Here is a 21,546-nt window from a genome sequence, read left to right on the forward strand (position 1 = left end):
GCGCCCCCTCACACGTCCCAGGTGACGGGCAGCTCGCGCACCCCGTAGACGATGGCGCCCTCCTTGCGGGGGATCTCCTCCAGCGGCACGGCCAGCCGCAGCGACGGGATGCGCCGCAGCAGCGTCGCCCAGGCGATCTGCATCTCCAGCCGCGCCAGTTCGGCGCCGATGCACAGGTGCGGGCCGTGGCCGAACCCCATCTGCTTGCGGCTGCCCCGGCTCAGGTCCAGCTTCTCCGGCTCGGGGAAGACCTCCGGGTCCCGGTTGGCGGTCAGCAGCAGGCACAGGATGCCGTCGCCGGCCGGGATGACCGTGCCGTCGATCTCGATGTCCTCCAGGGCGACCCGCGGGACCCCGATGTCCCCGATGGTCACCATGCGCAGCAGCTCCTCGGTCGCCGGGCCGATCAGCGTCTCCGGGTCGGCCCGCAGCGCCGCCAGCTGGTCCGGGTGCTCCAGCAGGCACGCCGTGCCCAGCGACAGCATGCTCGCCGTGGTCTCGTGACCGCCGTTCATCAGCATCCGCACCATGTTGACCAGGTCCCGCCGGGTGTACTCCTCGCCCGACGCCCGGTACTCGGCGATGATGTGGCTGGTCAGGTCCTCGCGCGGGGTGCTCTCCCGCTGCTCGACCAGCTTCTCCACATAGGAGTTGACCTCCACGATCGCCGCCACCCGCTGCTCCGGGGTGCTGTGGATGCCGAACATGTTGTTGCTGTGCTCGATGATGAAGTCGTGGTCGTCCTGGGGGATGCCCAGCATGTCGCAGATGATCGTGGTGGGCAGCGACAGGGAGAACAGCCGGTGGAAGTCCACCGGCGGTGCCAGCGCCAGCAGCCGGTCGACGTGCTCGTCGACGATCTCCTGGATGCGCGGGCGCAGCTTCTGGACGCGCTGGTAGGTGAAGGCGCCGGCCGCCTTGTGCCGCGCGGTGGTGTGCTCGGGCGGGTCGTACCCGATGAAGGAGGTCTCGGTACGGGCCTCGGGCGGGGCGACGAAGTAGAAGGGGAAGTTGGCGTGCTTGCGCGAGGCGCTGGCGCGCGGGTCGGTCAGGACACGGCGGATCGCCTCGTGCCCGGTGACCGTCCACACGCGCAGCCCGGTGTTGGCGAGGGTGACCCGGGTGACGCCCTGCTTCACCATGGCCTCGTACTGCGGCGGCGGGGTGAACGGGCCCGGCCGCACGTAGGGGAACGTCTCCGGCGCACCGGATTCGTGGGCGGTACTGGTCATCGTCGGGTCTCCTCAGCGGGTTCCGGGGTGTGCCAGTCGATGTGGTGGCTGCTCATCCAGGTGGGGTCGGAGCCGTCGCCGTTCCTGAAGGCCCGGGCGAGGAAGTAGTTGCGCAGGAAACGGCCGACCGGGCCGCGGCGCATGTTGCCCTCGTTGTTGTACTTGCCCTGGGCCACGATGTCCTCGACGCGCTTGCGCCGGACCGACTCGTAGGTGACGAAGGCCTTCTCGGCGCTCGGCGCGTCGCGCAGGCACTTGGCCAGCACCACCGCGTCCTCCATGGCCACCGAGCAGCCCTGGCCCGCGGTGGGCGACACGGCGTGCGCGGCGTCGCCGATCACGACGAGCCGGCCCCGGTGCCAGTGCGGGACTCTGGGCAGGTCGTACGTCGGCGACGGCGGCGCAGGGTCCGGGGTGGCCCGGATGATGTCCGCGGCGGGCGTCCGGTCACCGGCGAACAGATCGATCAGGTACCGGTGCCAGTCCTGCCCCAGGGCCCGCAGCTGCGCGCTGTCGGGCTCGCTCGGGCACGGCGGGTTGGCGAACCACCACAGGTCGCCGTTGGGGTGCTTGGTGTAGCTGAAGAAGCTGTTCCTGCCGAAGAACATCCGGATGACGCCGGGCGGGCCCTCGGCCGGGAAGCCCTTGGCGCAGCCGAACGCGTTGAGCACCCCGAGGTAGCGCGGCACGGGCGCGGCCGGGTCGATCACGCGCCGCACCCGCGAGCGCAGTCCGTCCGCGCCGACGAGCAGGTCGCCCTCGGCGTGGGTCTCGTCCGCGAACACCGCCCGGACCGCGCCGCCGGCACCGGTGGCGTCCACGATCCGCTTGCCGTACTCGATGGGGATGCCGCGCCCGGCCGCCTCGTCGCGCAGGGCGACGTAGAGGTCGGAGCGCCTGATCGTCTGGATGATCTGCCCGTCGGCGGCGAGCCGGTCGGTGCGGACGTCACCGGTCAGCGCCCGCCCGGTGTGGGCGTAGAAGGCGATCGCGGGCGTGTCGAAGCCGTACTTGCGGACCAGGTGCCCCAGGTCGATGCTGTCCAGGGCGTCGATGCCGTTCGGAGCGATGTTGACGAAGTTGCCGATGCCGTCGGCGGTGCGGTCGTACGCCTCGTAGAGGACGGGGTCGAGACCGGCCTTCTGCAGGGCGATCGCGGTGACCGTGCCGGCGATGCCGGCGCCGATGACGAGTGCGCGTGCCATGGTGTCTTCCTTCCTTCTCGGGCACGGTCGGTCAGGCGCCGACGGTGCCCCCGGGCGCGCCGTCGGCGGGGATGCCGGGGCGGGCGACCGTGCTCGGGCACACGGTGTCCTCGGGCACCACCCCGTCGACGAGATAGGCGTCCACGAGGGCGTCCACGCCGGGATTGCCGTTCAGCGCGTAGATCTCGTGCTGGCCGGAGTCGGCCACGGTGATCAGCCGGTAGCCGAGCCGTGCGGCCATCGCGGCCCCGCCCTCGTAGATGTCCGTCGGGTCGCCGTCGGCGTGCACCACCAGGCCGGGGGAGAGCCCCTCGCCGGTCAGCGGGACCGGCCGCTCCGGCGGGGTGAAGGAACGGAAGGCGCCGACCCACGGCTGGGCGCGCATCATGCCGTAGCCATAGGGATATTGCTCGCGGAAGCGGCGCAGGTCCGCGTAGTAGACCTCGAGGTCGGTGGGCCAGTCCTTCTCCAGGGTGACCGCGTCGAGCACACCGCACCGCGTGGTGCCCTCCGTCTCCGTCGGCGGCCACACCCGCTCGTCGGACAGCCACCGGGTGACCGCCGCCGCGTCCCCGGTGCGCAACTCGGCGACCAGACGGCCGAGTTCGGACCAGCGGGCCCGGTCGGCGGAGCGTGAGCCCATGGCGCCGTCGAAGAGCGTGCGCAGGGCGGTGCCCGACTGCCCGGCGACGTTGCGGGCGGCCTCCTCGACGGCGCCGAGCACCGCGTCGCGGGTGCTGCCCAGGCCGAACGTCCGGTCGCGCTCGGCGATCCAGCCGGCCCAGGTGTCGACGTTGGCCCGGTTGGCCCGGCCCTGCGCCATGAACTGCTCCCGCCAGGACCAGTCCGGATGCACGCAGGAGTCGAGGACGCAGCGGTCCAGCCGGTCGGGGAACAGCGCCCCGTACACGGCGCCCACGTACGTGCCGTAGGTGTAGCCGACGAAGCTGATCCGCTCCTCCCCGAGGACCCGGCGGATCAGGTCCATGTCGCGGGCGACGTTGGGGGTGTTGTGGTGGCGCCGCGCCTCGCCGCCGAGCCGCTGGGCGCCCTCTTCGCGGATCCGGGCGTCCTCGGCGGTCAGCGGGAAGTCCGCGTCGGGCAGCCGGGAGTCGAAGGGCGCCTTCGCCGGGGTGATCTCGCCGAGCAGCGGCGTGGACGCGCCGGTGCCGCGGGGGTCGAAGCCGATCAGGTCGTAGGCCTCGGTGAGACGGGTACGGGCGAGGGCCGCCGGGAAGCGGCGGCCCAGGCCGAAGTAGCCGCCCGGCCCGCCGTTGAGGGCGAGCAGCACCCCGCGGCGCCGGGCCGGGTCCTTCGCCCGTAGCCGGCTCAGGGCGAGTGTGATCCGCGGCCCCTCGGGGCGGGCGTGGTCGAGCGGCACCTCGATCGTGCACTGTTCGCTGCCGTCGCCCGAGGGCGCGGGGGCCCACGCGGGGCGCTGCCCGGCGAAGTCGTCGAGGGCGTCCGGGGAAAGGTGACGTGTCGTCATGTCGTCAGTGGGCCTCCGTGTCGGCGGGGCAAGCGGTGGGAGTCGGGGCCGGGGCGCGCGTCGCACACCCGGAGCACCTCGGTCACAGCCTCGGAGCGGGCGCTGGAATCGGCGTGGAAGGGCGGTCGACGAGCACGCGGTCGGTGTGGGTGTGGGTGAGGGTGTGGGTGTGGGTCGGTGGTGAGGGGCTCGCGTGGCGTGGCCGACGAGCACGCGCCCGTCGTACCCGCGGCGGTCGCCGAACACATGGCCGGCGTGCCGCAGTGGTCGACGGGGACGTGCCCCGCGTGCGGCCGGGGTCGAGTAAGGGGGCGGGTGGCCGGGTGGCCGGCGGGACCGTGCTTCTCCGCCGTCCGGGGCCGGTTCACTCGTCGAAGGACGGTGACGGCGGAGCCTCGTCGAGGATCTCCAGGACGGCGACCGACCAGGCGAACCCGCCGCCCGCGCTCACCAGCGCGCACAACTGCCCCGGCCGCAGGGCCCTGGTGCCGGCCAGCCGGGCGAGCCCCGCGAACGGGTCGCCCGCTCCCAGATGCCCCACCCCCGAACCCCAGGACCAGGTGGTGCGCTCCGGGTCGATGTCCAGGACCTGGAAGAACTGGGCGTCCATCTTGGGGCGTCCGAGGTTCGGCAGCACGAACCAGTCGACGTCGGACGCCTTCGCGCCCGCCTCGCCGAGCGCCCGGTCGAACGCCTCGCGCTGACCCGACTGGAGCCGCTCCAGCAGCCGTGTCAGGCCCATGTCCTTCACCAGCCGCTCCCGCGAGCCCGCGACACTGATCGGCGCGCGGGCGTGCAGCGGCACCGGGGCGAAACCGTCGCCGTCCCGGCCCATGGCCTCCAGCGTCGGGTCGGACACCGTGACCAGGCTGCGCAGCCGCGCGAACCCGCCGGCCCGGGACAGCACCAGCGCGGTGCCGCCGTCGCCGCACACCGTCCCGGGGTCGGTGTGCCACCGGTCGAACCCCGGCAGGCAGAACCGGTCCCCGGTGGTGATCAGCGCACTGTGCGGCCCCGCTCCGGCCCGCAACCGCGCCACGGCCATCTCCATCGCCGCCATGCCCCCGTTGGACAACTGCCCGACCTCCAGGGCCAGGCAGCTGTTGCCCACCGCCTCGCGCTGTACGTACGAGGCCGGAGCCCACAGGTCGTGCCCCTGGAACCAGGTGCCGGCGTGCAGCACCACGTCGATGTCGGACGGACCGGTGCCCGACATGCGCAGCGCGGCACGGGCGGCCAGGACGGCCATCTCCGGCCCCGACCGCTCCCCGGCGCACACCGAGCGCATGCCCGAGCGCCGGACCGTGCGCGGGTCGGCCAGCCCCCGCTCCACCACCTCGGCGGCGGGCATGCGCCGCGCCAGATGCAACCCGACCCCGGACACGTACACGTCCGCGATGTCCACAGCTCTCCCCGTCGTACCGCTCCGTGGGGCGGCGGTGATGCGCCGCCCGGAGGGGGAGTGTCGGTCCGCGATGTCGAAGGCGGCTCGAGCCGGGGCGGATCAGCGAGGTTCGAACGCCCCTCAGGCGCGCCTCTAACCCCGGGGACCACGGTCGGACGACACGAGAGAGGGGTGGGGGATGCCGGACACGGCAGGACGGGCCCGGCCCGTGGTCCTGATGTTCGCCGGACAGGGCGCGCAGCACCCGAGAATGGCGGCCGGGCTGTACGGCCGCGAGGAGACCTTCACGTCCTGGATGGACGAGGCCTTCCGGCTGCTCGGACCGGACGGCGCACGGCTGCGGGAGCACTGGCTCGCGCCCGAACCGCCGCCCGTCTACCACGATGTGACGGTCGCTCAGCCACTGCTGTACGCGGTGGGGCACGCCCTGGGGCGACTGCTGCTGGACCGGGGGGTGCGGCCCGCGGCGCTCTTCGGGCACAGCGTCGGGGAACTGGTCGCCGCCACCCTGGCGGGCGTGCTCGGCTTCGCCGACGGGATGCGGCTGATGCGCGACCGGATGGCGCTGTTCGCCGACACCCCGCCCGGCGGGATGCTCGCGGTCGCCGCCTCCGTCGACGAGGTCAAGGACGTCCTCGGCACCCGGGTGCACCTGGCCGCGGTCAACGCCGCCCGTCAGCTGCTGCTGGCCGGCGAACGCGCGGCACTGGACGAGACGGCCCGCCTCCTCGGCGCACGCGGACTGGTGTGCCGGGACGTCCTCGCCCGCCAGGCCTTCCACAGCCCCGTCGTCGCCGAGGCCGTACAGGCCTCCCTGCCCGTCTGGCGGGACGTCCCCCTCGCGGCGCCCCGCCGCCCCCTCTACTCCGCCTACACCGGCGGACCGCTCGACCCGGAGCGGGCCCGCGACCCGGAGTTCTGGGCCCGGCAGCCCGCCGAGACGGTCCACTTCGCGCCCACCCTGAGGGCCGTCCTCGACGACCGCCCGGGCTGCCTGCTCGTCGAGGCCGGACCGGGCAACAGCCTGTCCGCGCTGGCCAGACGGCAGCGCGCCGTCACCACGGGAGGCGGCACCGTCGTGCCCCTGCTGCCCGACCGCTGCCGCGGCGACGACGCCGACGTCCGCTCCGTGGAACGGGCGCTGCGCCTGCTCGCCGAGCGGGCCGCGCCCGGCGGGACGGCGGCCGGCCCGCCCCCACCGCCCGGCCCCCCACCGCCCGGCCCCGCACCGATCAGGCACGCAGCGACAGGGAGGACACCATGAGCGACGACGACCGTGGACGAGACGCGCAGGCCGGGGCGGACGGCGCACCGGTGGCCGTGGTCGGCATGGCGTGCAAGTTCCCCGGCGCCGACGGACTCGCCGCGTTCTGGCGCCTGCTGGCGTCCGGCGAAGACGCCGTCGCCCCCGGCGGCGGCACCCGCGCCGGCCGCCGCCCCGGCGGCTACCTGCCGGACGTCGACCTGTTCGACGCGGAGTTCTTCGGCGTCCCGGCCCCCGAGGCCGCCGCGCTCGACCCGCAGCAGCGGCTGCTCCTCGAACTCACCTGGCACGCCCTGGAGGACGCCCGCACCACACCGGAGGGCCTGACCACCGGCCCCGTCGGCGTCTTCGTCGGCGCCGGATCCGACGAGTACGCCTTCCTCAGCCGCACCGGGAACGCGCGGCCGTCCACGTACACGATGACCGGCACCGGCCGCACCTTCCTCGCCAACCGCCTCTCCCACTTCTACGGCTTCACCGGCCCGAGCCTGGTCGTCGACACCGGTCAGTCCTCCTCCCTGGCCGCCCTGCACCACGCCGTGCTCGCCGTGCGCCGCGGCGAGTGCGCCGCGGCCGTGGTCGGCGGCGTGCAGCTCAACCTCACCGCCGAGGGCGACGAGGTGGTCGAGGCGCTCGGCGCCCTCTCGCCCAGCGGGCGCTGCCACACCTTCGACGCCCGCGCCGACGGCATCGTGCGGGGCGAGGGCGCGGGCGTCGTCGTCCTCAAGCCGCTGGACCGGGCGCGGGCCGACGGCGACCGCGTGTACTGCACCGTGCTGGGCGGGGCCATGAACAGCGACGGCGACCGCACGGGCCTGACCGCGCCCAGCGAGACCGCGCAGCGCGAGGTCCTCGCCGCCGCCTGCCGCCGGGCCGGGGTGGCACCCGCCGACGTGCGCTACGTGGAGCTGCACGGCACCGGCACCGCCGTGGGCGACCCGGTCGAGGCCGCCGCGCTGGGCGGGGTCCACGGCCAGGGGCGGCGCGCCGACCGGCCGCTGCTGGTCGGCTCCGTCAAGACCAACATCGGGCACCTGGAGGCGGCCGCCGGCATCGCCGGGTTCATCAAGACCGCGCTCGCCCTGTCCCACCGCCGGCTCCCGGCCAGCCTCAACTTCCGTACGCCCAACCCGGCCATCGACCTCCAGGCGCTGCACCTGCGGGTGTGCGCCAGGGGCCGCGACTGGCCCGCCGGTGGCACACCGCGCCTGGCCGGGGTGTCCTCGTTCGGCCTCGGCGGCACCAACTGCCACGTCGTGCTGGGCGAGGCACCCGAACCGGCCGCACCCGCCGGCCCGGACACCGCGCCCGGCTCCGCCGTGCCCGTGGTGCTGTCCGGCCGCACCCCGGCGGCCCTGCGCGAACGGGCCCGCGACCTCGCGGGCGCCGTCGCCGGCCGCCCCCTCCGGCTCGCCGACCTCGCCTGGACGGTGGCGACGGCCCGCAGGGCGTTCCGCCACCGCGCCGCCGTGATCGCCTCGGACCCGGACGAACTCGTCCGGCGGCTGCGGGACCTGGCCGACGGTTCGCCCGACGACGGCGAGCGGGGCCTCGTCCAGGGCACCCGCGGCGAGGGCCGCACCGCGTTCCTCTTCGCCGGGCAGGGCGCGCAGCGCGTCGGCATGGGGCAGGGGCTCTACAAGGAGTTCGGGGCGTTCGCCCAGGCCTTCGACGAGGTGCGCACCCGGCTCGAACCGGTGCTGGGCGCCGACCTCGCCGACACCATGTGGCACCGGCAGGACGTCGACCGCACCGAGCACGCGCAGACCGCCCTGTTCGCCGTCGAGGTCGCCCTGTACCGGCTGCTGGAGTCCTTCGGCATCGTGCCGGACGTGCTGATCGGCCACTCCCTGGGCGAGATCGCGGTCGCCCACGTCACCGGCGTGCTCTCCCTGGAGGACGCGGCCACCCTCGCCGCGCACCGGGCCCGGCTGATCGGCCTGCTGCCCCCGGGCGGCGCCATGATCGCCGTACAGGCCCTGGAGGAGGAGGCCCGCGAGGCCGTGGCGCGTGAGCCGGGGCTGGTCGGCATCGCCGCCGTCAACGGACCGCGGTCCGTGGTCCTGTCGGGTGAGGAACAGGCCACGGTACGGGCCGCCGCCCGCTTCGAGGCGTTGGGCCGCCGCATCCGCAGGCTGCGGGTCTCCGTGGCCGGGCACTCCCCGCTGATGGCCCCGGTCCAGGACGAACTGCGGTCCGTCGCCGAGGGACTCACCTGGAACCCGCCCTCGGGACCGCCGGTCGTGTCCACCGTGACCGGGGAGCCGGTCGACCCGGAGCAGTTCGCCGCGCCCGGCTACTGGGTCCACCACGTGTGCGCACCCGTGCGGTTCGCGCCCGCGCTCACCACGGCCCACCGGCTCGGCGCCCGCTTCTTCGTCGAGGTCGGACCCGGCCGGGCCCTGACGACCCTGGCGGCGGAGACCGTCGACCACGGCGAGGAGCGCTTCGCGGCGCCCCTGGCGTCCCAGCACGAGGCCGCGGCCGTCGCCGAAGCCGTCGGCTCGGCCCATGTGTTCGGGCTGCCCGTGCGCTGGGAGGCCGTCCTCGGCGGGCGGGCCCGGCGCGTCGGCCTCCCGCCCTACCCGTTCCAGCGGCGGCGCCACTGGCTGGACACCGCCGGCGAGCCGGCACCGCAGGCGGCCGCGCCCGCAGCCCCGCGCTGGAGCGGGGAGCCCTTCGACCTCGTGGTGACCTGCACCCTGCAGACCCTCGGGCTCGGCCCCGAGGCGGACCTCGACGTCAACCGGCCCTTCAGCGAACTGGGCCTGGACTCCCGGATGGCGCTGGCACTGCGCTCCACCCTGGCCCGGATCACCGGCCGCTCGCTGCCGCCCACCCTGCTCTTCGACCGGCCCACCCCGGCGTCACTGATCGAGGCGCTGGAGACGGACGCCCCGCTCTGACGCGCCCCGCACCCGCCGACCGGCAGCACGGCCGGCCGCATCCGGACCTCGATGAAAGGCCTGCGCACACATGAACCGCGAACCGGCTTCTCCGCACGGCGAGCAGGACGCGATCGCCATCGTGTCCATGGGCTGCCGCTACCCCGGGGGCATCACCACCCCGGAGGACCTGTGGCGTCTCGTGGCGTCGGGCGGCGACGCGATCACCGAGTTCCCCGACAACCGCGGCTGGGACGCCCTGGAGGCCGCCGGCGACGGCGCGGACCCCGTCCGCCGCGGCGGCTTCCTGCACGACGCCGACCTGTTCGACGCGAAGTTCTTCGGCATCTCGCCGCGCGAGGCGGCCGGCATGGACCCGCAGCAGCGCGTGCTCCTCGAAGTGGCCTGGGAGACCTTCGAACGCGCCGGGCTGCGGCGCGAGTCGCTGGCCGGCGCCGACGTCGGGGTGTTCGTCGGCGCCATGGCCCAGGAGTACGGGCCGCGGCTGCACGAGGAGAACCAGGGCTCCGGCGGCTACCGCATCACCGGCTCCACACCGAGCGTGGCCTCCGGCCGCATCGCCTACTGGTTCGGGCTGCGCGGCCCCGCCGTCACCGTCGACACGGCCTGCTCCTCGTCGCTGGTCGCCCTGCACCTCGCCGCGCAGGCGCTGCGCCAGGGGGAGTGCGACATGGCCCTGGCCGGCGGGGTGGCGGTGATGCCCACCCCGGGCATGTTCGTCGACTTCGCCCGGCAGGGCGGCCTGGCCCCGGACGGGCGGTGCAAGTCCTTCTCCGACGACGCCGACGGCACGGCGTGGGCCGAGGGCGCCGGTCTGCTCCTGCTGGAGCGGCTCCCGGACGCCGTGGCCCGGGGCCACCGCGTCCTCGCCGTGATCCGCGGCAGCGCGATCAACCAGGACGGCGCCAGCAACGGGCTCACCGCCCCCAGCATGCCCGCCCAGCAGGAGGTCATCACCCGCGCGCTGCGAGCGGCCGGGCTGCGGGCCCGGGACGTGGACGCCGTCGAGGCCCACGGCACCGGGACCCCGCTCGGCGACCCCATCGAGGCGCGGGCCCTCGCCGCGACCTACGGCAGGGACCGCGCCGGCGGCCGGCCGCTGTGGCTGGGCTCGCTGAAGTCCAACGTCGGCCACACCCAGGCCGCCGCCGGTGTCGGCGGCGTGATCAAGATGGTGCAGGCGCTGCGCTCCGGGACCCTCCCGGCGACCCTGCACGCCGGGCGGCCCAGCCGGCACGTCGAGTGGGAGGACAGCGGACTCGCCCTGCTCACCGAGGCCCGGCCCTGGCCGCGCGGCGAGCGGCCCAGGCGGGCCGCGGTGTCCTCGTTCGGGATCAGCGGGACCAACGCCCACCTCGTGCTGGAGGAGGGGGAGCCGGAACCGGCCGCCGGGACGGCCCCCGCCGAGGGGCCCTTCGTGTGGCCGCTGTCCGCGCCGGGCCCCGAGTCGCTGCGCGCCCAGGCGGAAGCCCTGGGCGACTTCCTGGCCCGCGCACCCGGCACCGCCCCCGAGGACGTCGCCCACGTCCTGCGCGGCCGCAGCCGCTTCCCGCACCGCGGCGTGGTCGTCGCCGACACGGCCCAGGACCTCGCGGCCGGACTCGCGCGCCTCGCCCGCGGCGACAGCGTGCCCGCCGTCCCGGGCACCTACCGCTCACCCGTCGTGCTGCGCGGCGAGGCCCGGCGCGAGACCACAGGCCCGGTGTTCGTCTTCCCCGGACAGGGCTCGCAGTGGCGGGAGATGGGCCTCGCGCTGTACGAGGAGTCCGAGGTGTTCCGCGACAGCATGGACGCGTGCGCCCAGGCGCTGCTGCCGTACTGCGGATGGCAGCTGCTGGACGCGCTGCGGGGCGAGGCGCTCGACCGGGTGGACGTCGTCCAGCCCGCGCTGTTCGCGGTGATGGTCTCCCTGGCGCGGCTGTGGGAGAGCGCAGGCGTGAAGCCGGCCGCGGTCGTCGGCCACTCCCAGGGCGAGATCGCCGCCGCCCACGTGGCCGGCGCGCTGAGCCTCGGCGACGCCTGCCGGATCGTCGCGCTGCGCAGCAAGGCCCTGCACGGCCTCGCGGGCACCGGGGGCATGGTCTCCGTGCCGCTCGGCGCCGACGACACCCGGGACCTGCTGAAGCCCTTCGACGCCATCGGCGTCGCCGCCCTGAACGGCCCCCGCTCCACCGTCGTCGCCGGGCCCCGGCACGCCCTCGACGCGCTGCTGGAGGAGTGCGCCCGCCGGGGCGTCGACGCCCGGCGCATCGAGGTGGACTACGCCTCGCACACCGAGGCCGTCGAGGCGCTGCGGCAGCCCCTCGCCGAGCGGCTGATGGGCGTGCTGCCGCGCCCCTCCGCCGTGCCGGTGTACTCCACCCTGACCGGGGAGGCCGTCGACGCCACCGTCCTCGACGCCTCGTACTGGTACGACAACCTGCGCAACACCGTCCGTTTCCAGAGTGCCGTCGAACGGCTGATCGCCCGCAGGCACCGCACCTTCCTGGAGATCAGCCCCCACCCGGTCCTCACCATGGCGCTGACGGACATCCTCGACGCCGCCGGGGTGCGCGGCACGGTCCTCGGCTCGATCCGCCGGGGGACGGGGCTCAGCCAGTTCCTCGCGTCGGCCGCCGCGGCGCAGACCGCCGGCGTGGAGGCCGACCTCTCGTCCCTCCAGCCGCCGGGCCGCCGGATCGACCTGCCCGGCTTCGTCTTCAGCCGCAGCCGGTACTGGGTCACCGCGGCCCCCCGGCCGACGGGCCGGGACACCGGGCCGTTCGCCACCCTGGCGGTGTCCCTGCCGGACGGGCGGACCGTCCTGGCCGCGACCGTCGACCGGGCCCGGCAGCCCTGGCTGGCCGACCACGTCGTACGGCACGACGTCCTGCTCCCGGCGACCGTCCTGCTGTCCCTGGCCGCCGAGGCGGGAACCGCCGCCGGCTGCCCCCGGATCGAGGAGCTGACCGTCGGGGTGCCGCTGCGCGTCCCCGGGCAGGGCGAGGTCGAGCTGCGCGTCACGGTGGAACCGGCCGACGCCCGCGGCCGCCGCACGGCCGCGGTGCACGGGCGCGTGCGGGACGGGTCCGGCTGGACGGAGCACGCCTCGGCCGTGCTCGCCCCCGCGGGCGACACCCCGCGCGGGCCCGGCGCCACCCCCTGGCCCCCGCCGGGTGCCGAGCCCGTCGACCCGGCCGCGGCCTACGAACGCCTGGCCCGGCGCGGCTACCACTACGGTCCCGCCTTCCGCGGCCTGCGGCGCGCCTGGGTGCGCGGCTCCGAGACGTTCGCCGAGGTCGCCCTGGACCAGGACGCGCCCGGCGCGTCCGCCACCGCGCACCCGGCCCTGCTCGACGCGGCCCTGCACGCCGCGCTGCTGGGCACCGGCGACGGCCTGACCGTCCCCTTCACCTGGCGCGACGTCACACTGCCGCCCACCACGGCCCGCACGCTCCGGGTGCACACGACGGCCGGTGACGACGGGCTGAGCGTGTCCTGCGCGGACGAACAGGGCCGGCCGGCGGCCTCGGTGGGATCCCTGGTGCTGCGCACCCTGACGGCGGACGGCCCGGAGGCCGTGCGGCTGGACGGCGACCGGGAGGTGAACCTGGAGCTCGCCTGGGAGCACGTCACCGCGCAGGACGCGGACCCGCTGCGCGACTGGGCGTCGCTCGCGGCACCCGGACTCGGCGCCCCCCGCGACTTCCCCGGCCCCGAGGCACTGCCCGGAACCGCCCCCCGCGTCCTCGTCGCCCAGCCCGGCGCCGGAGAACCGGCGACGGACGCCGCCGGGCTGCCCGCCACCGTGGAGCGGCTCACCGGCGAGGTCACGGACCTGATCCAGCAGTGGCTGTCCGACGACCGGTTCACCGCCTCCCGGCTGGCGGTGGTGACCCGCCGGGCCCAGGACGTGACGGGACGCGAACCGCTCCCGGGCCTCGCGGCCGCCGCCGTCACCGGACTGGTGCGCGCCGCGCAGGCCGAACACCCGGGCACCTTCCTGCTGGTCGACCTCGACGACGACCCGGCCTCCGTGGCCGCCCTGCCCCGGGCCCTCGCCCACGGCGCACCCGAGACGGCGATCCGCGAAGGCCGGGTGTACGTCCCCGCGCTGCGGCCCGTCCGGGACGACTGCCTGCCCGCGCCCGAGGGCCGCACCGCCTGGCGTCTGGACGTCACGGCCAAGGGCACGCTCGACAACCTGGCCCTGGTCCCGCACCCGGAGGCCACCCTGCCCCTCGGCCCCCGGGAGATCCGCGTCGAGGTCCGCGCCGCCGGGCTCAACTTCCGTGACATCGCCGTGGGTCTGGGACTGGTCGCCTCCGAGAAGACCATGGGCAGCGAGGGCGCCGGCGTGGTCACCGAGGTCGGCCCCGAGGCCGGGCGGTTCGCGGTGGGCGACCGGGTCTTCGGTGTCTTCGAACGCTCCCTCGGACCGGTCGCCGTGGCCGACGAGCGGATGGTCAGGCCCGTTCCCGAGGGCTGGACCGACGCCCAGGCCGCGAGCGTGCCCATCGTCTTCATCACCGCCTACCAGTGCCTGGTGGACGTCGCCGCCGTCCGGCCCGGCGAGTCGGTGCTGATCCACACCGCCACCGGCGGCGTCGGCCTCGCCGCGCTGCAACTCGCCCGCCACTTCGGGGCCGACGTGTTCACGACCGCCGGGCCCGCCAAGCAGGGCACGCTGCGGGAGTGGGGCGTACCGGGGGACCACATCGCCTCCTCCCGGTCGCTCTCCTTCGAGGAGGAGTTCCGGGCCGCCACCGGGGGCCGGGGCGTGGACGTCGTCCTCAACTCGCTGGCCAACGAGGCGGTCGACGCCTCCCTGCGCCTGCTGGCACCGGGCGGGCGCTTCGCCGAGATGGGCAAGACCGACATCCGGGACACCGAGCTGATCCAGGAGCAGTACCCCGGCATCACCTACCGGGCCTACAACATCCTGGGCGTCGAGGCCGAGCGGATCGGCGAGGTCCTCGACGAGCTGATCGCCCTGTTCCGGGCCGGGGCCCTGGTCCACCTGCCGCTGCGCACCTGGGACGTCCGCGAGGGACACGTGCCGCTGCGGATGCTCAGCCGGGCCAGGCAGCGCGGCAAGCTCGCCCTGACCATGCCCCGCACCCCGGACGCCGACCGCCCGGTGCTGATCACCGGCGGTGCGGACGGGCTCGGCGCGGTCCTGGCCCGCCATCTCGTCACCGCCCACGGCGCCCGCGAGGTGGTGCTGCTCAGCCGCCGGGGACCGGACGCCCCCGCGGCCGCCGAGCTGGTCGCGGAACTCGCCGGACGGGGCGCCACCGCGCACGTCCTCGCCTGCGACGTCACGGACCGCAACGCACTCGCCAAGGTCGTCGCCGAGCATCCGCCCGGCAGCGTCTTCCACACGGCCGGCGTGCTCGACGACGGGCTCGTCGAACGGATGACACCCGCACGCCTGCGGGCCGTGCTGGCGCCCAAGGCGCACGCCGCCTGGCACCTGCACGAACTCACCCGCGACCTCGACCTGTCGGCGTTCGTGCTCTTCTCCTCCGCCGTGGGAGTGATCGGCGGCCCCGGCCAGAGCAACTACGCCGCCGCCAACGCCTTCCTCGACGCCCTCGCCCAGCACCGCCGCTCCCAGGGACTGGCCGCCACCTCCGTGGCCTGGGGGCTGTGGCAGGACCGCACCGGCATGACCGCCCACATGACCGACGCCGACGTGAGCGCCCTCGCCGCCCTCGGCATCGCGCCCATGAGCACCGCGGGCGCCCTGCGGCTGCTCGACGAGGCGCTGGCCTCGCCCCGGCCGTCGGTGACGGCCCTCAAGCCCGTCACCGGCCGGGTCCGGCCGGGGAGCAGGGCCGCCGCCCTGTTCCGCGGGCTGCTCGACGACCGCGCGGCGGACGCCACCGAGACCGCGCCCGCACGCCCCCAGCCGGCACCCGCCGCGGACGGCCCGGCCGGACCCGCCGCGGCGGCGACGCTCGTGGAACTGGTCTGCGCCCAGGCCGCCGACGTGCTCGGCTACACCGAGACCGTGACGGTCCTGCCGACGGACTCCTTCAAGGAACTCGGCTTCGACTCGCTGCTGAGCGTGGACCTGCGCAACCGGCTCAACGCCGCCACCGGGCTGCGGATGCCGGCCGAGGCGGTCCTGCGCAACCCCACGCCCGAGTCCCTCGCGGCGTACATGCGCGCCGAGCAGTCCGGCGCACACCCCGTCCTGCCGGCGGAGGAGACCGCGTGACCGGGCGCCACGCGGCCACCGCGCCCGCCACCACCGCGCCCCAGGGCGCCCGACGACACACCCGAGGGTGAGGAGAGAGCCCGTCATGAGCGACACCGACGTCACACGGGTGACGCACCGGATCGACGTCGCGGCACCGGCCGACGCCGTGTACCGCATCGTCTCCGACGTGAGCCTGTGGCCGCTGTACTTCCCGCCGACCGTGCGGGCCGAACGGACGGCGGGCGACGACAGCGACGAACGCATCCGCATCTGGGCCGTGGCCCACGGCGAGGTGCGCACCTGGGAGTCCCGGCGCCGGCTGGACCGCGCCGCCCGCGAGGTGCGCTTCGAGCAGACCCGGCCCTCCGACCCGGTGGCCGCGATGGGCGGACGGTGGGAGGTCAGGGAGCGCGGCGACGGCGACTGCACGGTCGTCCTCGACCACCACTACCGGGCGGTCGGCGACGACCCCTCCGCCCTGGCCCGGATCGCCGACGCCGTCGAGACCAACAGCGTCTCGGAACTGTCCCACCTGCGCCTCGCGGCCGAGCGGGCCGGAAGCGAGGACGAACTGCTGCTGGACTTCTCCGACACGGAGGTCATCCCCGGCCCGGCCGCGGACGTCTACGACTTCCTCTACGACGCGGCCAAGTGGCCCGAGCGCCTCCCGCACGTCGTACGGCTCGACCTGCGCGAGAACGTCACCGGGCTGCAGTACATGGAGATGGACACCCGGGCCCCCGACGGCTCCGTGCACACCACGGTCTCCGGACGGGTGTGCACACCGGGCCGCCGGATCGTCTACAAGCAGACCAGGCTGCCGCCCGTGCTGCGGGCGCACAACGGCGAATGGCTCCTGGAGGACGCCGGGGACGGCACCGTCAGGGTGACCGCCCGCCACCAGGTCGTCCTGAACCCCGAGGGCATCGCGGCCCTCCCCGAGCCCCCCGCCTCGCTCGGGGCCGCCCGGGACGCCGTACGGCACTCCCTGGGCTCCAACAGCCGGGCCACCCTGGCCCGGGCCAAGGCGTTCGCCACCGCGCGCTGAACCCGCCGAGACCCGCACGCACCTCGCGTGTCCCACCGGAAACATCCACTCCACGAGGAGGGCCCCATGGCCGTGTTGTCGATCGACGAACTCAAGGGATTCCTGCTGCGCGCCGTCGGCGAGGACGAGACCATCGACCTGTCCGGCGACATCCTCGACTCCCCGCTCGCCGACCTCGGCTTCGACTCGCTCGCCGTCATCGCCACGACGAGCGCGCTGGAACAGCACTTCGGGATCAAGCTCGGGGACGAGGACGCCTCGGACATCGAGACGCCCCGGGACTTCCTGGACGTCTTCAACCGCCGTCTGGCTCACGCCGCGTGACCGTGACCGCCACGACGACCGCCGGACCCGCGTCCCCCACGGGGGCGCGGGCCGCCGGCCTCCTCGACCGGGTACGCACCTTCGTGCACGACGAACTCCTGCCGTCCAGCGAGCACTTCGACTCCCTCCCGGCCGTCCCGACCGCGGCCTCCGTCCGTCTCGCCGAGGCCGGGCTGGCCAACTGGTGGATCCCCGCCGAGTACGGCGGACACGGTGTGCCGCTGTGCGACAGCGTGGACATCGTCTCCGAACTCGCCTACGGCGACGGCGGGTTCGCCTTCGGCTCCTTCCTGTCCGTGCTCGGCACGACGATGCTGCAGCTGTCCGGCGCCGACGCCCTCGCCCGGCCGCACCTGGAACGCCTCGCCCGGGACGGCGGCGTCCTCGGGATCCTCGCCAGTGAGGAGGAGGCCGGCAGCGAACTCGCCCGCATCACCACGACCTACCGGCGCGACGGGGACCGGGTGGTGGTCGGCGGCGACAAGTACTTCTCCACCAACACCGACGCCGCCGACCTGCTGCTGGTCGTGGCCCGGGACGCCACGGACGACGCCGAGTTCCGCGTGGTCCTGGTCCCCCGGCACACCGAGGGCGTGGAGCTGGTCAAGCGCTGGAACATGGTCGGCATGCGCGGCTCCGCCACCTACCAGGTCGCGCTGCGCGACTGCGCGGTACCGGCCGCGCACTGCCTGCCCGGCAACGGCCTGCGGCTGCTGGAGATCGGGCTGAACGCCAGCCGCGTCCTCATCGCCGCGACCGCCATCGGCATGGCCCGCCGGGTGCGGGACCTGGCCATGGAGTACGCCGCGTCGAAGCGGGTGCACGGAGCCGCCCTGGTGCGCAACGCGGTCTTCGCCGGCAAGCTCGGCCAGATCGAGATGCTGATCGAGGTGATGCGCAGTCAGTGCCGCGCCGCGGCGGCCGAGTTCGACAGCCACCTGGCGGGCGACGCCCCGGCCGCGGCGCTCTACCGGGTGGGGACCCTGCGGTCCGCGCTCGCCGCGAAGATGTACTGCGGCCAGGCGGGCTGGCAGGTGGCGACCCTCGGCTCCGAGATGTTCGGCGGCCTCGGCTACACCCACGACCACCCGATCGGGAAGCTGGTCCGCGACCTGCGCTACGTGGGCCTGGTCGAGGGCGGCGACGATGTGATCCGCGAACTGCTCTTCACCCGCTACGTGGTGCCCACCGGCAAACGCCGCTGACACCGCGCCGGGCGACCGAGCCGCAGCACTGAGGGCCTGGGGCCCGGCTCCCGTGAGCCGGGCCCCAGGCCCTTGCCGTGCCCCGCTGCCTCACCCCCGGGTGAGGACCAGCGCCGACGCGAAACCCCCGTGCCCCCGGGCCAGGACCAGCGCCGCGTCGGCCTCCAGGGCGCGCGGCTCGCCGACGACCAGGTCGACACGCGGGTCCACCTCCTGCGGGGCGACGTCCGGCACGGGCGGGACCAGACCGTCGCGCATGCTGAGCAGGGCCGTGACCATATCGAGGGCGGAGCCGCCGGACATCAGCCGGCCGACCAGGGACTTCGGCGCGCCCACCGGCACCCCGCGCACCCCGAACAGGCCGGTCAGGGCGCCCGCCTCGGCCCGGTCCAGCCCGGGATCGCCCGCCGCGTCGGCGAACACCACCCCGACGTCGGCGGCCGTCAGCCCGGCGTCGGCCAGCGCCCCGCGCGCGGCCCGCAGCAGCCCGTCGCCGCCGGAGCCGGCCGGGTCCGGGTCGAACGCGGCCGCGTGCCCGGCCACCGTGCCGAGGACCGGGGCGCCGCGCCCGGCCGCGCCCTCCCGGGACTCCAGCACCACCACGGCGCCGCCCTCCCCGGGCACGAACCCGGTGGACGAGGCGTGGAACGGCAGATACGCCCGCTCGGGATCGTCGTGCCGGCTGACACCCGTGGCCACGGAGACCGTCGACACGCCGTACGGGCACAGCACGCTGTCGAACCCGCCGGCCAGCATCACCGGCGTCCCCCGCCGCACCCGGCGGCGGGCGAAGGCGACCGAGTCCAGCCCGCCGGCCTGCTCCGAGACGACCACCCCACTCGGCCCGCGCAGGGCGTTGCGGATGGAGATCTGTCCCGTGTTGACGGCGTAGTACCAGGCGAAGGACATGTACGGGCTGACCGACTCCCAGCCCGTGCCCCACAGTTGCTGGAGCTGGCGCTGGCCGAACTCCAGGCCGCCGCTGGCGCTGGAGACCGCCACCCCGGCCCCGAACTCCGGCAGCGCGGCCGGATCGACCGCGGCGGCGGACAGCGCCTGGTCGGCGCACATCATGGCCAGCTGCGTCAGCCGGTCGGTCTGCGGCAGCAGCTTCCTCGGGAAGGAGGCCTCCGCGTCGGACGGGGGCACCTCGGCGGCCAGCCGCACCGGATACCCCGTGGCGTCGAAGCGGCTGATCGGCCGGACGGCCGAGACCCCCTTCAGGGCGGCGGCCCAGTACGTCTCCAGGCCGATTCCGTTCGGTGCGACGACGTCCGCACCCGTGACAACGACGTCCTTGGTCATGCTGCCGCCCGCTCCAGACTCGTGAGCACCATCGCGCTCTGGAAACCGCCGAAACCGCTGCCCACGGTGAGGACCGCGTCGAGACGCCTCTCCCGGGCGGTGTGGGGCACGTAGTCCAGATCGCACTCGGGATCCGGCTCGTGCAGGTTGGCCGTCGGCACCACCACGCCGTGCCGCATGGACAGCGCGCACGCCGCGATCTCCAGCGAGCCGATCGCCCCCAGCGAGTGGCCGATCATGGACTTGATGCCGCTCATCGGGGTCCGGTAGGCGTGCGCGCCGAGACTGCGCTTGACCGCGGCCGTCTCGTGCCGGTCGTTCTGCTTGGTGCCGGAGCCGTGGGCGTTGACGTAGTCCACCGCCTCGGGGTTCAACCGGGCCTCGTCCAGGGCGAGATCGATCGCCTCGGACATCTCCCGGCCCTCGGCCGTCAGCCCGGTCATGTGGTACGCGTTGCAGCGCGCGGCGTAGCCGGACACCTCCGCGTAGACGGTGGCGCCGCGCCGCCGGGCGTGCTCCAGCTCCTCCAGGACCAGCACCGCCGAGCCCTCGCCCAGGATCAGACCCGTGCGCGTCCGGTCGAAGGGGCGGCAGGCGGTCGCCGGGTCGTCGTTGCGGGCGGACGTCGCCCGGATGACGTCGAAGCAGGTCACGGTGATGGGCGAGATCGGCGCGTCGGTCGCGCCGGTGACCATCACGTCGGCCTCGCCGTCCCGGATCAGCTCCGCCGCGTAGCCCACGGAGTCGATGCCGGAGGTGCAGCCGGTGGACACCACCGACGCCGGCCCGAGGGCGCCCGTGGTGCGGGCGACCTCGGCGGCGATGGAACTGGGCAGGAAGTAGTCGTACAGGTGCGGTACGGCGAACGACGGATCGACGACCCAGTCGCGCCCGCCCTCGGAGAGCACCGCGTACTCCCGTTCCATGGTGGTGGTGCCGCCCACGGCGCTGCCCAGGGCCACCCCCGTGCGCTCGGCCAGCGCGCCGTCGATCTCCAGGCCGCTGTCGGCCAGGGCCTCGCCGGCCGCGACCATGGCCAGCTGGGAGACCCGGTCGGTGCGGCGGATCTGCTGCGGGGTCAGCCCGAGCGCCAGCGGGTCGAAGTCGCACTCGGCCGCCACCTGGCAGCGGTGTCCGCTCGCGTCGAACTGGGTGATCGTGCGCGTCGCCGTCCTGCCCTCGACCAGGAGCCGCCAGAAGGGTTCGGTTCCGATCCCTCCCGGCGCGACGACGCCGATTCCGGTGATGACTGCCCTTCGGGCCATGGGGCTCCTTCACGGTGGTGAGTCGGATCGCGCCGCCCGGTGCCCGTGCGTGCCGCCGCTGCGGCTGCCCCCGGGACGGACCCTGCGCGCCGCCAGCCTGCGCGCCGCTCCTCGACTCACGGTCCAGGCCCGTTGGAACGCGCCGGCCACCCGCGGGGGGTTCGAGCGGTGCTCCACACATGGTCGAGCTGGGCGGATGACGGTGGGCGCCACACTCCTGCCCCCGGCGAAAGGGAAGGTCATGCCGCAGGGTTCCGTACCCGACGTGCGCAAGTGGGTCGAGGTCAAGGCCGACGCCGCGCGCTGCTTCGAGGTGTTCACCGAGCGAATGGCGGACTGGTGGCCGCCCTCCCACGTCCTGCTGACCGAGCCCCGGGCCGGCCTCGCCATGGAGCCGGGGACGGGCGGCCGCTACTACGAGTGGGACGAGAAGGGCCGCGAGATCGACTGGGGCACGGTCCTCGAGTGGGACCCGCCGCACCGGCTGCGGCTGACCTGGCGGGTGGACGGCCGCTGGCAGTCGGTGCCGGACGACGAGCGGGCCAGCGAGATCGAGGTGACCTTCACCCCGGCCGGTCCCGGCACCACCCGCGTGGAGCTCGCCCACGTCCGCCTGGACAAGCACGGCCCCGACGCGGAGCGCATCTTCAAGGCGCTGGACGGCCCGAGCCCGGGCGAGACGCTCCAGCGCTTCTCGGAGGTGGTCTGACG

Annotated in this window: 13 protein-coding genes; 7 read left to right on the forward strand and 6 right to left on the reverse strand. The window is 75.0% G+C overall.

The features are described 5' to 3' along the window. Positions 1-8: 8 nt before the first annotated feature. From ABZY20_RS06940 to ABZY20_RS06955, 4 genes are all read right to left on the reverse strand, one after another. Positions 9-1,232, reverse strand: a complete 1,224-nt coding sequence (locus ABZY20_RS06940; protein WP_356437683.1) for a cytochrome P450 — start codon at positions 1,230-1,232, stop codon at positions 9-11. Further along, positions 1,229-2,437 carry an NAD(P)/FAD-dependent oxidoreductase gene (locus ABZY20_RS06945; protein ID WP_356437686.1) on the reverse strand — a complete coding sequence of 403 codons (1,209 nt, stop codon included), beginning with the start codon at positions 2,435-2,437 and terminating at the stop codon, positions 1,229-1,231. Before ABZY20_RS06945 ends, ABZY20_RS06940 begins: the two co-directional genes overlap by 4 nt. Positions 2,438-2,468: 31 nt before the next feature. After that, complete coding sequence (locus ABZY20_RS06950; RefSeq protein WP_356437689.1) at positions 2,469-3,926, reverse strand: alpha/beta fold hydrolase; 1,458 nt, start codon at positions 3,924-3,926, stop codon at positions 2,469-2,471. A 364-nt stretch (positions 3,927-4,290) separates the two neighbouring features. After that, complete coding sequence (locus ABZY20_RS06955; protein WP_356437692.1) at positions 4,291-5,331, reverse strand: ketoacyl-ACP synthase III family protein; 1,041 nt, start codon at positions 5,329-5,331, stop codon at positions 4,291-4,293. Positions 5,332-5,509: 178 nt separating this feature from the next. Between ABZY20_RS06955 and ABZY20_RS06960 the strand changes: the two genes are divergently transcribed. The 6 genes from ABZY20_RS06960 (at position 5,510) to ABZY20_RS06985 (ending at position 18,265) form a co-directional block, all read left to right on the forward strand. After that, a complete protein-coding gene (locus ABZY20_RS06960) occupies positions 5,510-6,595 on the forward strand; it encodes an acyltransferase domain-containing protein (RefSeq protein ID WP_356437695.1) in 1,086 nt (361 codons plus the stop codon). Continuing rightward, the gene (locus ABZY20_RS06965; RefSeq protein WP_356437698.1) at positions 6,592-9,501 is read left to right on the forward strand and encodes a type I polyketide synthase; all 2,910 of its coding nucleotides are present in this window, start codon (positions 6,592-6,594) and stop codon (positions 9,499-9,501) included. Before ABZY20_RS06960 ends, ABZY20_RS06965 begins: the two co-directional genes overlap by 4 nt. A gap of 70 nt (positions 9,502-9,571) precedes the next feature. Further along, positions 9,572-15,706 carry a type I polyketide synthase gene (locus tag ABZY20_RS06970; RefSeq protein WP_356437701.1) on the forward strand — a complete coding sequence of 2,045 codons (6,135 nt, stop codon included), beginning with the start codon at positions 9,572-9,574 and terminating at the stop codon, positions 15,704-15,706. Positions 15,707-15,791: 85 nt separating this feature from the next. Continuing rightward, positions 15,792-16,736 (forward strand): aromatase/cyclase, encoded by a 945-nt coding sequence (locus tag ABZY20_RS06975; RefSeq protein WP_356437704.1) that lies wholly within the window; start codon positions 15,792-15,794, stop codon positions 16,734-16,736. A 66-nt stretch (positions 16,737-16,802) separates the two neighbouring features. Beyond that, positions 16,803-17,060 carry an acyl carrier protein gene (locus ABZY20_RS06980; RefSeq protein WP_356437706.1) on the forward strand — a complete coding sequence of 86 codons (258 nt, stop codon included), beginning with the start codon at positions 16,803-16,805 and terminating at the stop codon, positions 17,058-17,060. Positions 17,061-17,062: 2 nt separating this feature from the next. After that, positions 17,063-18,265: an acyl-CoA dehydrogenase family protein gene (locus ABZY20_RS06985; protein ID WP_356437709.1), complete on the forward strand. Its 1,203-nt coding sequence runs from the start codon at positions 17,063-17,065 to the stop codon at positions 18,263-18,265. 90 nt (positions 18,266-18,355) lie between these two features. On the opposite strand, the gene ABZY20_RS06990 is transcribed toward ABZY20_RS06985, so the two are convergent. After that, on the reverse strand, positions 18,356-19,570 hold the full coding sequence (locus tag ABZY20_RS06990; RefSeq protein WP_356437712.1) for a beta-ketoacyl synthase N-terminal-like domain-containing protein: 1,215 nt from the start codon (positions 19,568-19,570) through the stop codon (positions 18,356-18,358). After that, positions 19,567-20,835 carry a beta-ketoacyl-[acyl-carrier-protein] synthase family protein gene (locus tag ABZY20_RS06995; protein WP_356437715.1) on the reverse strand — a complete coding sequence of 423 codons (1,269 nt, stop codon included), beginning with the start codon at positions 20,833-20,835 and terminating at the stop codon, positions 19,567-19,569. Before ABZY20_RS06995 ends, ABZY20_RS06990 begins: the two co-directional genes overlap by 4 nt. A 241-nt stretch (positions 20,836-21,076) precedes the next feature. Between ABZY20_RS06995 and ABZY20_RS07000 the strand changes: the two genes are divergently transcribed. After that, positions 21,077-21,544, forward strand: a complete 468-nt coding sequence (locus tag ABZY20_RS07000; protein WP_356437718.1) for an SRPBCC family protein — start codon at positions 21,077-21,079, stop codon at positions 21,542-21,544. Positions 21,545-21,546: the final 2 nt, after the last annotated feature.

It is taken from the genome of Streptomyces sp. NPDC006624 (assembly GCF_040611555.1).
Lineage (GTDB): Bacteria > Actinomycetota > Actinomycetes > Streptomycetales > Streptomycetaceae > Streptomyces.